Source organism: Enterobacter cloacae complex sp. P1B, from assembly GCF_014982345.1.
GTDB classification, from domain to species: Bacteria; Pseudomonadota; Gammaproteobacteria; order Enterobacterales; family Enterobacteriaceae; genus Enterobacter; species Enterobacter bugandensis.
In genome coordinates this window covers 97394-110067 of record NZ_JADCLF010000006.1, presented here as the reverse complement: position 1 = coordinate 110067, position 12674 = coordinate 97394, and the positions used below count along the sequence as shown (strand labels likewise).

The 12674-nt window shown below is 55.7% G+C and carries 12 protein-coding genes; 6 read left to right on the top strand and 6 right to left on the bottom strand.

The window, feature by feature from the left end:
- The first annotated feature begins 228 nt into the window (after positions 1 to 228).
- Together mltA and tcdA are read left to right on the top strand one after the other, a co-directional pair.
- Positions 229 to 1326 (top strand): murein transglycosylase A, encoded by a 1098-nt coding sequence (gene mltA, locus INF77_RS05195; protein ID WP_028014275.1) that lies wholly within the window; start codon positions 229 to 231, stop codon positions 1324 to 1326.
- A gap of 75 nt (positions 1327 to 1401) precedes the next feature.
- Positions 1402 to 2208 (top strand): tRNA cyclic N6-threonylcarbamoyladenosine(37) synthase TcdA, encoded by an 807-nt coding sequence (gene tcdA, locus INF77_RS05190; protein ID WP_006811804.1) that lies wholly within the window; start codon positions 1402 to 1404, stop codon positions 2206 to 2208.
- On the opposite strand, the gene csdE is transcribed toward tcdA, so the two are convergent.
- Positions 2199 to 2645, bottom strand: coding sequence for a cysteine desulfurase sulfur acceptor subunit CsdE (csdE, locus tag INF77_RS05185; protein WP_047364461.1), 447 nt, complete (start codon positions 2643 to 2645; stop codon positions 2199 to 2201). The two genes, tcdA and csdE, sit on opposite strands and share 10 nt — an antisense overlap.
- Complete coding sequence (gene csdA, locus INF77_RS05180) at positions 2645 to 3850, bottom strand: cysteine desulfurase CsdA (protein WP_126817252.1); 1206 nt, start codon at positions 3848 to 3850, stop codon at positions 2645 to 2647. Before csdA ends, csdE begins: the two co-directional genes overlap by 1 nt.
- A gap of 192 nt (positions 3851 to 4042) precedes the next feature.
- On the opposite strand from csdA, the gene INF77_RS05175 reads away from it, so the two are divergent.
- The 4 genes from INF77_RS05175 to rlmM all read left to right on the top strand — a co-directional run bounded on the left by INF77_RS05175 (position 4043) and on the right by rlmM (position 7065).
- A complete protein-coding gene (locus tag INF77_RS05175; RefSeq protein ID WP_008499648.1) occupies positions 4043 to 4270 on the top strand; it encodes a YgdI/YgdR family lipoprotein in 228 nt (75 codons plus the stop codon).
- Between the two features lie 349 nt (positions 4271 to 4619).
- Complete coding sequence (gcvA, locus tag INF77_RS05170) at positions 4620 to 5537, top strand: glycine cleavage system transcriptional regulator GcvA (RefSeq protein WP_014885066.1); 918 nt, start codon at positions 4620 to 4622, stop codon at positions 5535 to 5537.
- A 39-nt stretch (positions 5538 to 5576) separates the two neighbouring features.
- The gene (locus tag INF77_RS05165) at positions 5577 to 5972 is read left to right on the top strand and encodes a DUF423 domain-containing protein (protein ID WP_028014272.1); all 396 of its coding nucleotides are present in this window, start codon (positions 5577 to 5579) and stop codon (positions 5970 to 5972) included.
- Positions 5965 to 7065 (top strand): 23S rRNA (cytidine(2498)-2'-O)-methyltransferase RlmM, encoded by a 1101-nt coding sequence (gene rlmM, locus INF77_RS05160; protein ID WP_028014271.1) that lies wholly within the window; start codon positions 5965 to 5967, stop codon positions 7063 to 7065. The genes INF77_RS05165 and rlmM overlap by 8 nt, the downstream gene beginning before the upstream one ends.
- Before the next feature lie 62 nt (positions 7066 to 7127).
- On the opposite strand, the gene xni is transcribed toward rlmM, so the two are convergent.
- The 4 genes from xni to ppnN all read right to left on the bottom strand — a co-directional run bounded on the left by xni (position 7128) and on the right by ppnN (position 12603).
- Positions 7128 to 7883 (bottom strand): flap endonuclease Xni, encoded by a 756-nt coding sequence (gene xni, locus INF77_RS05155; RefSeq protein ID WP_028014270.1) that lies wholly within the window; start codon positions 7881 to 7883, stop codon positions 7128 to 7130.
- A gap of 112 nt (positions 7884 to 7995) precedes the next feature.
- Positions 7996 to 9363, bottom strand: coding sequence for an L-serine ammonia-lyase II (gene sdaB / locus INF77_RS05150; RefSeq protein ID WP_028014269.1), 1368 nt, complete (start codon positions 9361 to 9363; stop codon positions 7996 to 7998).
- Between the two features lie 65 nt (positions 9364 to 9428).
- A complete protein-coding gene (locus tag INF77_RS05145) occupies positions 9429 to 10724 on the bottom strand; it encodes an HAAAP family serine/threonine permease (protein ID WP_028014268.1) in 1296 nt (431 codons plus the stop codon).
- A 514-nt stretch (positions 10725 to 11238) separates the two neighbouring features.
- On the bottom strand, positions 11239 to 12603 hold the full coding sequence (gene ppnN, locus INF77_RS05140) for a nucleotide 5'-monophosphate nucleosidase PpnN (protein ID WP_023309027.1): 1365 nt from the start codon (positions 12601 to 12603) through the stop codon (positions 11239 to 11241).
- Positions 12604 to 12674 lie beyond the last annotated feature (71 nt).

Here is a 12674-nt window from a genome sequence, read left to right as displayed (position 1 = left end):
CAGGCTGCTCCACCCCGCGTCCGTGGAAGCGCACTATACTCGGATAGGTTTGTGATGCAACCCCTTTTTCACATAAATCATTAACTTTGTATGTAAAGTGAACGGCATTGCGACATTTAGACTGTTTTTTGCTCTGAATTTGCCAAAGGGCATGCGATCGCATTTCATTCGCTTTGTCGGTTTGTTATCTTCATCACGCGGAAATGGGCAACTTAAAGACGAGATATAATGAAAGGACGTTGGGCGAAGTATCTGATGGCGGGCGCAATGGTAGCGATTCTTGCGGCCTGTTCTTCCAAACCGACCGATCGCGGTCAGCAGTATAAAGACGGGAAGTTATCCCAGCCTTTCTCTTTAGTTAATCAGCCTGACGCCGTTGGCGCGCCGATCAACGCCGGTGATTTCTCCGAGCAGGTCTACCAGATCCGCAATGCGTCGCCGCGTCTGTATAGCTCACAGAACAATGTTTATAGCGCGGTACAGGACTGGCTGAAGGCGGGCGGCGATACGCGCAACATGCGCCAGTTTGGTATTGATGCCTGGCAAATGGAAGGGGCGGATAACTACGGCAACGTCCAGTTCACCGGCTATTACACGCCCGTGGTTCAGGCGCGACACACGCGCCAGGGCGAGTTCCAGTACCCTATCTACCGTATGCCGCCAAAACGCGGCCGTCTGCCGTCCCGTGCCGAAATCTACGCCGGTGCGCTGAGCGAAAACTACGTCCTGGCCTACAGCAACTCCCTGATGGATAATTTCATCATGGACGTGCAGGGCAGCGGCTACATTGATTTTGGCGACGGTTCACCGCTTAACTTCTTCAGCTATGCCGGGAAAAACGGCCATGCCTACCGCAGCATCGGTAAGGTGCTGATTGACCGCGGCGAAGTGAAAAAAGAAGATATGTCGATGCAGGCGATCCGCGAGTGGGGCGAAAAGCACAGTGAAGCCGAGGTACGCGAGCTGCTGGAGCAGAACCCATCGTTCGTCTTCTTCAAGCCGCAAAACTTCGCCCCGGTGAAAGGGGCCAGCGCCGTGCCGCTGATTGGCCGCGCGTCGGTGGCATCGGATCGTTCTATCATTCCTGCGGGTACCACGCTGCTGGCGGAAGTCCCTCTGCTCGACAACAACGGCAAGTTCAACGGCAAATATGAGCTGCGTCTGATGGTAGCCCTGGATGTGGGCGGAGCGATTAAGGGACAGCACTTTGATATCTATCAGGGCATTGGCCCGGATGCCGGTCACCGTGCAGGCTGGTATAACCACTACGGACGCGTATGGGTGCTGAAGGCCGCGCCGGGCACCGGAAACGTATTCAGCGGCTGATTGTGGTATTCTGAGCGCAATACGGATTACTGTTCAGGGTGAGGAAAACCTCACCCTTTTTACATCTGAGGTTTTATGTCTGTGGTAATCAGCGATGCCTGGCGCCAGCGTTTTGGCGGCACGGCACGTCTCTATGGTGAAAAAGCCCTGCAGCTGTTTGCGGATGCGCACGTCTGCGTCGTGGGCATTGGCGGTGTCGGCTCCTGGGCGGCGGAAGCGCTGGCGAGAACCGGGATTGGCGCAATCACGCTGATTGATATGGATGACGTTTGTGTGACCAACACTAACCGTCAGATCCACGCCCTGCGTGATAACGTCGGCCTGGCGAAGTCCGAGGTGATGGCGGAGCGCATTCGCCTCATCAATCCGGAGTGTCGGGTGACGGTGATCGACGACTTTGTGACGGCAGATAACGTCGCGGAGTACATGAGCAAAGGCTACAGCTATGTGATTGATGCCATCGACAGCGTGCGGCCTAAAGCGGCGCTGATCGCATACTGCCGTCGTTACAAGGTGCCGCTGGTCACGACCGGCGGCGCGGGCGGGCAAATCGATCCCACGCAGATCCAGGTTGCCGATCTGGCGAAAACCATTCAGGATCCGCTGGCTGCCAAGCTGCGTGAACGCCTGAAGAGCGACTTCAATGTGGTGAAGAACAGCAAGGGCAAGCTGGGCGTCGACTGCGTGTTCTCCACCGAAGCGCTGGTCTACCCGCAGGCGGATGGTTCAGTTTGTGCGATGAAAAGCACGGCGGAAGGGCCAAAACGCATGGACTGCGCGTCAGGCTTTGGGGCGGCCACCATGGTAACCGCCTCTTTTGGCTTTGTGGCGGTCTCTCACGCCCTGAAGAAGATGATGGCGAAGGCGGAACGTCAGGCCTGAGCCTGACGTGCTGCGTCCAGCACCGCGTCGCTGAGCGCGATCAGGCCCTGACCGCGCGAGGCGCTAAGCTGTGCGCGCAGCCCCAGCTCGTCGAACAGCGCCAGCGGCGAGTGCGTTAACAATTCCGCCGCGCTTTTCCCCTCAATGGCGGTTAACAGGACCGCCAGCAGGCCCCGGACGATGCGCCCTTCGCTGTCGCCGAAGAAATGCAGCTTCTCGCCGGAGACGCTCACGCCCAGCCAGACGCGGTTTTCACAGCCCGCAATCTCTTTCGCCTGCGCTTTAAGATCGTCGGAAAGAGCTGGGAGCTGTTTACCCAGCAGGATCAGCTGACGATATTTATCTTCCCACTGCTGGAGCGGGGCGAAGGTCTGTTTTAAGGTCTCTTCAGTGATGACCGTGCCAAACGGATGTCCGGCTAAAGCAGCGCTAGTCATTAATCCACCAGTATTTCAAGGGCGCGGTCAACGGCACTAACCAGCGCGTCGACATCGCTTTGGGTATTATAGGGCGCAAACGAGGCGCGCAGCGTACCGCTGACGCCGAGCGCCGCCAGCAGCGGCTGGGCGCAGTGCTGTCCTGCGCGCAGGGCAATGCCGTATCCGGCCAGCAGCGTCACCATATCGCTATGATGCACGCCAGCAAAATCAAAGGCGAGCAGGCTGGAATCCTGAACGCGGAACGAGCGGAAACCCGGGCGTTTTTTCAGTTCTTCCTCAGCCAGCGTCGCCAGCCCTCGGCTCCAGCTTTCCGCCTGAACCGCGTCCGTTTCCGCCAGCCATTCAAGTGCGGCGCTGAGGCCGATGACCCCGGCCACGTTCGGCGTGCCCGCTTCCAGACGGTAAGGCACCTCCTGCGTTTTAAAACCGTCGAAGGTCACTTCGGTAATCATTTTGCCGCCGCCGAGCCACGGCGTCATTTTTGCCAGCAGTTCCGGTTTACCGTACAGCGCGCCAATCCCGGTTGGCCCGTAGAGTTTGTGCCCGGAGAAGGCGTAGAAGTCGATATCCAGCGCCTGCACATCAGCGGGGAAATGAACCACGCCCTGAGCACCGTCGACCATCACCACCACGCCGCTGGCATGGGCAATCTCAATGGCGCGAGCCAGATCTGGACAGCCGCCGGTGACGTTGGACATCTGCCCCAGCGCCAGAATACGGCTGCGGGGGGTAATCAGCTCAGGGAGACGGGCCACGTCAGGCAGAAAGTCTGCACTCAACGGGAGCTTAATAACGCGCGCGCCCGTTTGCTCAGCCACCATCAGCCACGGCACCAGGTTAGCGTGATGCTCTGCTTCGCTGACAATGATTTCGTCCCCTGGCTGCAGCAGCGGGCGGGCATAGCACTGGGCCACCATATTGATGGCTTCAGTCGTACCGCGCGTCCAGACGATGTTTTTTCCGCTTTCGGCATTGATCAGGCGTGCAACCTGATCGCGTGCGGCTTCATAGCGCGCGGTCAGGCGCTGCGCTTCGGCAAACTGGCTGCGATGTACGTTGCCGGCGCTCAGGCTGTAGAACTGCTGCGTGGCCTCGATCACCGCCTTGGGCTTCAGGGCCGTGGCGGCGCTATCAAGATAAATACCGGCATCGGCCAGCGCCGGAAACTGTGCGCGAAACTGCGCAGGACTGAAAGCGTTCATGGAATTCCTCGTGTCGATAGAGAGATCGTCGCGCAATTTCAGCGGCAGGGCAAGGAGGTTGATATCTATCAGATTTGTCTGCTTATCCTGGCGACCTCGAAAAAGCAGGTTATGCTAAATAGTGTTAGGCGGATGTTTTAGCCTGTTATAAATCGAGGTTTGAATAGCATTAATTGCTAAAGGAGAATAATCATGAATAAGACAGCTGCAATCATTTCTGCCTGTGCGTTTACTTTTGCCCTGAGCGCCTGTTCTGGTAACAACTACGTGATGCACACAAACGATGGTCGTTCTATCGTTTCGGAAGGGAAACCGACTACCGATAACGATACCGGGATGATTTCGTACAAAGATGCTAACGGGAACAAGCAGCAGATCAACCGCACGGACGTGAAAGAGATGAAAGAGATCGAGCATTAACCGATCGCAGGCGAAAAAAAAGCACCGCAAATTGGCGGTGCTACATTAATCACTATGGACAGACAGGGTAAATGTACAGGAAGTGAAAAATTGGTAGCGTTGCTACCGTGGTCTGAATCGCAGACCAATTGCAAACACAACAACACAACATCACAACCGTAAGCCAAAAGCCCTTCAGAACACGCATTCCGAAAAAAGCTCTTCGTTCCGGCTCAGGAAGTGCCGCCACTATAGGTATTTGCTGGTAGTTCCTCAACGGACAAATTATAATGGCTCAGATAAAAAAAACTAATAGGTTAAACGTTGTTTCCTGTTTGTTAAATTCCGTTAACATCTAAGCCAGATAACCATGTCAAAGCGATTGCCACCCCTTAATGCATTACGCGTTTTTGATGCAGCAGCACGTCACCTGAGCTTCACCCGTGCGGCAGATGAGCTTTTTGTGACACAGGCCGCAGTAAGTCACCAAATCAAGTCCCTGGAGGATTTCCTGGGCCTTAAGCTGTTCCGCCGACGCAATCGTTCCTTGCTGTTGACCGAAGAGGGGCAGAGCTATTTTCAGGATATTAAAGAGATTTTTTCCCAGCTCACGGAAGCCACGCGTAAGCTGCAGGCCCGTAGTGCAAAAGGTGCCCTGACTGTTAGTTTATTGCCCAGTTTTGCCATTCAGTGGCTGGTGCCTAGACTCTCAAGCTTTAACTCAGCTTATCCGGGGATCGACGTTCGAATCCAGGCGGTGGATCGTCAGGAAGACAAGCTGGCCGATGATGTGGATGTCGCCATTTTTTATGGTCGCGGCAACTGGCCGGGCTTGCGTGTCGAGAAATTATACGCAGAATATCTGCTGCCGGTCTGTTCGCCTCTGCTTTTAACAGGCGACAAGGCGCTGAAAACACCCGCTGACCTGGCGCAGCATACGCTTTTACATGATGCCTCTCGCCGCGACTGGCAAACTTATACCCGTCAATTAGGTCTTAGTCATATAAACGTGCAGCAGGGCCCCATTTTTAGCCATAGTGCGATGGTGCTACAGGCTGCCATTCACGGACAAGGCGTGGCGTTGGCGAACAACGTGATGGCGCAGTCCGAAATTGAGGCAGGCCGTCTGGTTTGCCCTTTTAATGATGTACTGGTCAGCAAGAATGCATTTTATCTGGTTTGTCATGACAGTCAGGCAGAACTGGGTAAAATAGCCGCCTTCCGGCAGTGGATACTGGCGAAAGCGGCAAGCGAGCAAGAAAAATTCCGCTTCAGGTATGAACAATAACGTTTGTGTGCCGGGCACGCATTAATTCAGGACTTAAACATGACCAGCCGATTCATGCTGATTTTTGCCGCGGTGAGTGGCTTTATTTTTGTTGCACTGGGCGCCTTTGGCGCGCACGTATTGAGCAAGTCTTTGGGCGCCGTCGAGATGGGCTGGATCCAGACCGGCCTTGAATACCAGGCGTTTCATACGCTGGCTATTTTTGGGCTGGCGGTAGCGATGCAGCGCCGGATAAGCATCTGGTTTTACTGGAGTAGCGTATTTATGGCGCTGGGTACCGTGCTGTTTAGCGGCAGCCTTTATTGTCTGGCCCTCTCGCATTTGCGCCTATGGGCGTTTGTTACACCTGTCGGCGGCGTGAGCTTCCTGGCGGGTTGGGTATTAATGTTTATCGGAGCTATCCGTCTGAAACGCAAGGGCGTTGTTCATGAATAAGGTTGTTTTATATTGTCGCCCGGGGTTTGAGAAAGAGTGCGCCGCGGAAATTACCGATAAAGCGGCGAAGCGCGAAGTCTTCGGCTTTGCTCGCGTAAAAGAAAATGCGGGCTATGTGGTATTCGAATGTTATCAGCCTGAAGACGCCGATAAGCTGGCGCGCGAGCTGCCGTTCAGCTCGCTGATCTTCGCCCGCCAGATGTTCGTCGCGGGTGAGTTGCTGAAAGATCTTCCGCCGGAAGATCGCATCACGCCGATTGTGGGAATGCTGCAGGGCGTGGTGGAGAAGGGCGGCGACCTGCGCGTTGAGGTTGCCGATACCAACGAAAGCAAAGAGCTGATGAAGTTTTGCCGTAAGTTCACCGTGCCGCTGCGCGCAGCGCTGCGTGACGCGGGCATACTGACAAACTACGAAACGCCGAAGCGTCCGGTGGTGCATATCTTCTTTATCGCACCGGGCTGCTGCTATGCGGGCTATTCGTACACCAATAACAATTCGCCATTCTTTATGGGCATCCCGCGCCTGAAGTTCCCGGCAGATGCGCCGAGCCGTTCAACCCTGAAGCTGGAAGAGGCGTTTCACGTCTTTATCCCGGCAGATGAGTGGGACGAGCGTCTGGCTAACGGCATGTATGCCGTCGACCTTGGCGCGTGCCCGGGCGGCTGGACCTATCAGCTGGTGAAACGCAACATGTGGGTGTCGTCTGTGGATAACGGTCCAATGGCGCAAAGCCTGATGGACACAGGGCAGGTCACCTGGCTGCGAGAAGACGGTTTCCGCTATCGCCCAACCCGCAACAACATCTCGTGGATGGTGTGCGACATGGTGGAGAAGCCGGCGAAAGTGGCCGCGCTGATGGCCTCCTGGCTGGTGAACGGCTGGTGCCGTGAGACCATTTTCAACCTCAAGCTGCCGATGAAAAAGCGCTACGAGGAGGTATCCCAGAACCTGGCCTATATTCAGGCACAGCTGGATGAGCACGGTATTAACGTGGAGATCCAGGCGCGTCAGTTGTACCACGACCGCGAAGAGGTGACGGTACACATTCGTCGCTGGTGGGCGGCTGTAGGCGGACGTCGCGACGAGCGATAGTGCGTGCTTTGTTTTGCCCGGTGACGCTGCGCTTACCGGGCCTACAAAACGGTGTTGACGTTTTAACGTTCTAACCGCAACTGCTGTAAATTCCCGTCCAGCTGTAAATCTGTCTGTAGCGTCGCCACCTCGCGGCAGATAAACGCCATCTCTTTATGCGCCTCCAGCTTCTTGCGCCACTTTTCAGGCACCTCATCCAGACGGGCGTAAATCCCTTCCAGACTCTGAAAATCGGTCAGCAACTGGGCGGCGCTCTTTGGTCCAATACCGGCGACACCCGGAACCTTAGAGCTGCTGATGCCTGCCAGACCCCAATAATCCGGCAGTTGCTCAGGCAAGACGCCGAACTCGCTGGCAATAAACGGCGCGTCCAGCCAGCGTTTTTGAAAATAGTCGCGAATGCGGATAGTTGGGGAGAGCAGCTGGCAGTAGCCTTTGTCAGTTGAAACGATAGTGGCCTGATGCCCGGCACTTGCCACTTTTACGGCCAGGGTGGCCGCGAGATCGTCGGCTTCATTGCCCTGTGCACCCCAGCAGGGGACGCCACGCTGCTCAAAGGCGGCACGCAGAGCGGGCATTTCGGCATGGAGATCGTCCGGCATCGGCGCGCGTCCAGCCTTGTAGTCGGGCAGGCGCTGATGTCGCCAGCCGCTGTTGCGCGCTTCGTCATCAAACACGGCCACGACGTGCGTCGGCTCGCTGTGGCGAATAAGCTGCTCCAGCGCGTGCAGGCAGGTGTCCTTGCAGGGCGTGCCTTGTACCGCATGGATTCGGCGAATCAGATTGAGCGCGTCGACGATAAGCAAATGAACAGCCACAGATATTCTCCCTTAAATCTAATGGGTAAAGGGTATCACTGTCGGCAGGATGAAACGAATAGCGTGAGGGAAAACAGGAAGAAGCCTCGCAAAACGAGGCTTCCTGAGAGGCTTAATCGCAGGTTACGATCTTCATCGCCAGGCCGCCGCGAGAGGTTTCGCGGTATTTGGCGTTCATATCTTTACCGGTTTCGTACATGGTTTCGATAACTTTATCGAGACAGACGCGCGGCTCACTGGTGCGGCGCAGCGCCATACGCGCCGCGTTCACCGCTTTGACGGAGGCGATGGCGTTACGCTCGATGCACGGCACCTGTACCTGTCCGGCAACCGGATCGCAGGTTAGCCCCAGGTTATGTTCCATGCCGATTTCCGCAGCGATGCAGACCTGCGCCGGGCTTGCGCCCAACAGTTCCGCCAGGCCCGCCGCCGCCATGGAGCATGCCACGCCGACTTCGCCCTGACAGCCTACTTCCGCACCGGAAATGGAGGCGTTCATCTTGTACAGAGAACCAATCGCGCTGGCGACCAGCAGGTAGCGCGCCAGGGAGTTAGCGTTCACTTCACGGATAAACTTGTCGTAGTACGCCAGCACGGCCGGAACGATACCGCAGGCACCGTTGGTTGGCGCCGTGACGACGCGGCCCCCTGCGGCGTTCTCTTCGTTCACCGCCAGGGCGAACATGTTGATCCAGTCGACGACGGCCATCGGGTCCGTTGTCGTTTTGTCGGTGCTCACCAGCATACGACGCAGCGCCGCCGCACGACGCGGTACGCGAAGCTTGCCCGGCAGAACGCCTTCGGTGGTGATCCCGCGCTCAATGCCGCCGCGCATCACTTCCCAGACGCTAGCGAAGTGCTGTTCCAGCTCCTCTTTGCTGTGAAGGGCCAGCTCGTTTTTCATCATCAGGCCAGAGAGGGAAAGCCCCGTCTCCTGGCAGTGGCGCTGGAGATCCGCCGCGGTTTTGTACGGATACGGCACCTCAACAGAAGAGGTGGTGGTTTGACCAAAGTGGTCTTCGTCGACGATAAAGCCGCCGCCGATGGAGTAATACGTCTGGCTGTAAACCGCTTTGTCGCCGGCCAGCGCGGTAATGCGCATGCCGTTTTCGTGCAGCGACAGGTTGTCCGCATGGAAATTCATGCAGTGGTCAACCGGGAATTCAACCTCATGCTCACCGTTTGCCAGCAGCAAACGACCGTGGGTGTTCACGTCCTGGATGAAGCCAGGGATCGCGTCAATATCAACGGTATCCGGCAGATTTCCCGCCAGGCCCATGATAATGGCGATATCGGTATGGTGGCCTTTCCCGGTCAGGGAAAGCGAGCCGTACACATCGACAACCACGCGGGTGATGTCGTGCAGAATGCCGCGTGCAATCAAGTCATCCGTGAACTGCTTACCGGCTTTCATTGGTCCGACGGTGTGAGAGCTGGAAGGACCAATACCGATTTTGAAAATATCGAATACGCTAATCATGATGCGTCCATTGCTTTCAGTCAGAGGGGGAGGAGTGCGCCGCCCGAAGGCGGCGCGGGCGTTCATCAGAACATGGTGTACAGGGAGTAGAAGATCGCAGAGATAGCGATAAGGCCCATGATAACCACAAACACGTTGCTGACCTGGCCGCTGTACTTGCGCATGGCAGGCACTTTCTGAATCGCGTACATCGGCATCAGGAACAGAATCATCGCGATAACCGGGCCACCCAGGGTTTCAATCATGCCCAGGATGCTTGGGTTCAGGGTCGCTACCGCCCAGGTGGTGAGCAGCATGAACAGTGCAGTGATTTTGTTCAGCTTGTTGATTTCAATGCTCTTGCCTTTACCGCGCAGAGATTTAATCACCATACCGTTGAAGCCTTCACGCGCGCCCAGGTAGTGGCCCAGGAAGGATTTGGTGATGGCGATCATCGCGATGATCGGTGCCATCCACGCAATCAGCGGTGCGTTAAAGTGGTTCGCCAGGTAAGACAGAATAGAGATGTTCTGTTCTTTCGCTGCCGCCAGGTCCGCCGGGGAGAGGCTCAGTACGCAGCTGAAGACGAAGAACATCACGGTCAGCACCATCATCACGTGAGCGCGGGCCAGGATGCTGGAGCACTTCTTCTCTGCACCATTACCGTACTCTTCGCGTTTCGCCACGGCGAAAGAGGAGATGATTGGGGAGTGGTTGAAGGAGAAGACCATTACCGGGATCGCCAGCCACAGGGTCATCAGCAGGCCGTTACCGGTTGCAGACGCGCTGCTCAGGGACAGGGTTTCCAGCGCTGCACCGTTCCACTGTGGGATCAGGTAGCAGGCCAGCAGCATCAGCGCAGCCACAAACGGGAAGACCAGCACGCTCATGGCCTTAACAATCATCTGCTCGCCGAAGCGCACGATGGTCATCATGCCGACGATCAGGATCAGAGACAGAATGGCACGCGGTGGCGGCGTCATGTGCAGCTGGTGCGTCATGAAGCTTTCAACGGTGTTGGTGATCGCCACGCTGTAGACGAGCAGGATTGGGTAAATCGCGAAGAAGTAGAGCAGGGTAATCAGTTTACCTGCGCCAACGCCGAAATGTTCTTCAACCACTTCGGTGATGTCTTCGCCCGGGTTTTTACCGGACAGCACGAAGCGGGTCAGACCGCGGTGTGCGAAGTAGGTCATCGGGAAGGCGATGATGGCCATGATGATCAGCGGAATCAGACCGCCGACGCCTGCGTTGATAGGAAGGAACAGTACACCAGCGCCGATTGCCGTGCCGTAAAGGCCCAGCATCCACATGGTATCCGTTTTGCGCCAACCACTTCGGGATTCAATCGAAGCAACGGTGCTGGTTTGAGTGGTTTCCATCTGTATCTCCTGGAGGAAGCAAATTGTCAGGTTTTTAGTCAAATCCGATGAAAAAGTGCCTGACGGTAATATGAAATTCGTTCAGTGACGGTTTTTTAATAATTTTCGCCCGTAACTATTGGCGGGCGGAAAGATACATTCTCGTTATGAATCTATCAGTGATCGCGATCCCAAATGCAATAATCCACTTATGATGTGGGCATCTTTAGACCATTTATCTGTTAAAAAAACATCAAATAGAATTTACGGGCGCGAAGGCTACCACCAACGACATGTGGGCTAAAAGAGTGGCCCGCAATATAGGTGTCTTCCGCTGTAAAGATATGGGTTTTTAGGATTTTCTTGCGGGTAATTTAGTTTAAGGCTGATAAATTACGGTTGTTAAATGGAGGTAATCGATTGCGTTCGCCGTAAGTTTGTTAAAGTTATAAGTGAGGCCTATGAATTGATTCGTTAATAAAAAAGCCGGGATCCGCTACAGGGTGCCCCGGCTTTGAGGAGAAGAAACTGAGCGTTACGTGCAGATTTCGTAGCACGGAATGTAGGCTGAACCCGGCAACTTCATGCGGTGTTGAGCCACAAAGCCCTGAAGCATGTCGTCCATACGGCGCATCATCTCCGGGTCGCCGTGGATCTTGTACGGACCATACTGCTCAATCGCGCGGATGCCCATCTCCTTCACGTTGCCCGCCACAATCCCGGAGAAGGCGCGACGCAGGTCGGCGGCCAGCACTTCCACCGGCTGGTCCGGGTAGAGTTTCAGGTTCGCCATATTTTCATGGGTCGGCTCGAACGGGATCTGCAGGTCAGGCGCAATGCGGATTGACCAGTTAAAGCTGTACGCATCACCGGTATCACGACGATTCTCTTTCACCAGCGGCATCGCTTTTTTCATCTGGCGCGCCACTTCCGCCGCATCATCAATGATGATGCGATAGTGACGACGCGCGGCTTCTCCCAGCGTATGCACGATAAACTCGTCCAGCACGCGGAAGTAGTCGGCGCTCTCTTTCGGGCCGGTCAGGATCAGTGGCAGAACCTGATCTTTGTTGGCCGGGTTCATCAGAATCCCCAGCAGATAGAGCAGCTCTTCCGCCGTTCCCACGCCGCCCGGGAAGATGATAATCCCGTGAGCGATACGAACAAACGCCTCAAGACGCTTCTCGATATCCGGCATGATAATCAGCTCATTGACCAGCGGGTTAGGCGGCTCAGCGGCGATGATTGACGGCTCGGTCATGCCGATAAACCGCCCCTCTTTGTAACGCTGCTGCGCATGACCCACGGCTGCACCTTTCATTGGTGCTTCCATTGCACCCGGACCACAGCCGGTACAGATATTCAGCTCGCGCAGGCCAAGCTGCGTTCCGACCCGACGGGCATAGAGATATTCGGTTTCGTTAATCGAGTGGCCGCCCCAGCAGACGACCATGTTTGGTGCTTCGCCAACGTGCAGGGCGCGGGCGTTGCGCAGAATAGAGAACACCAGGTTGGTGATATGAACGGAGCTTTCCAGGTCGAGATGCTGGAAGCGGCCCGCGTTGTGAATCTGCCCGTTAACAAACAGGATGTCGCGCAGGACGGCAAACAGGTTGGCCTGAAGGGAACGAATGATACGTCCGTCGACAAAGGCCTCTTCCGGCGGGTTGATCACTTCCAGTTTCACGCCACGCTCGCGGCGCAGCACGTTAATATCAAAGCTTTCGAAGCGGGACAGCAGTTCTTTACTGTTATCTGTCAGGCTTCCGGAGTTCAGTACGGCAAGTGAACAGTTACGAAACAGTTGATAAAGATCGCTGCTGGCCGTGCGTTTAAGCATGTCCACTTCCAGCTGCGACAACATATCCATTGAGCCAAGCGGGCTAATATGTGTAATCAAGTGAGCTCCTTATGGGACGATTATCGTCATTCCCTTTGATTACAATAGCCCTGGCGCGTGACGTTTCACAA

Bases quoted from the DNA above. Each gene is read 5' to 3' on its own strand.
- mltA (WP_028014275.1), top strand. From the start codon at position 229: ATGAAAGGACGTTGGGCGAAGTATCTGATGGCGGGCGCAATGGTAGCG.
- tcdA (WP_006811804.1), top strand. From the start codon at position 1,402: ATGTCTGTGGTAATCAGCGATGCCTGGCGCCAGCGTTTTGGCGGCACG.
- csdE (WP_047364461.1), bottom strand. From the start codon at position 2,645: ATGACTAGCGCTGCTTTAGCCGGACATCCGTTTGGCACGGTCATCACT.
- csdA (WP_126817252.1), bottom strand. From the start codon at position 3,850: ATGAACGCTTTCAGTCCTGCGCAGTTTCGCGCACAGTTTCCGGCGCTG.
- INF77_RS05175 (WP_008499648.1), top strand. From the start codon at position 4,043: ATGAATAAGACAGCTGCAATCATTTCTGCCTGTGCGTTTACTTTTGCC.
- gcvA (WP_014885066.1), top strand. From the start codon at position 4,620: ATGTCAAAGCGATTGCCACCCCTTAATGCATTACGCGTTTTTGATGCA.
- INF77_RS05165 (WP_028014272.1), top strand. From the start codon at position 5,577: ATGACCAGCCGATTCATGCTGATTTTTGCCGCGGTGAGTGGCTTTATT.
- rlmM (WP_028014271.1), top strand. From the start codon at position 5,965: ATGAATAAGGTTGTTTTATATTGTCGCCCGGGGTTTGAGAAAGAGTGC.
- sdaB (WP_028014269.1), bottom strand. From the start codon at position 9,363: ATGATTAGCGTATTCGATATTTTCAAAATCGGTATTGGTCCTTCCAGC.
- INF77_RS05145 (WP_028014268.1), bottom strand. From the start codon at position 10,724: ATGGAAACCACTCAAACCAGCACCGTTGCTTCGATTGAATCCCGAAGT.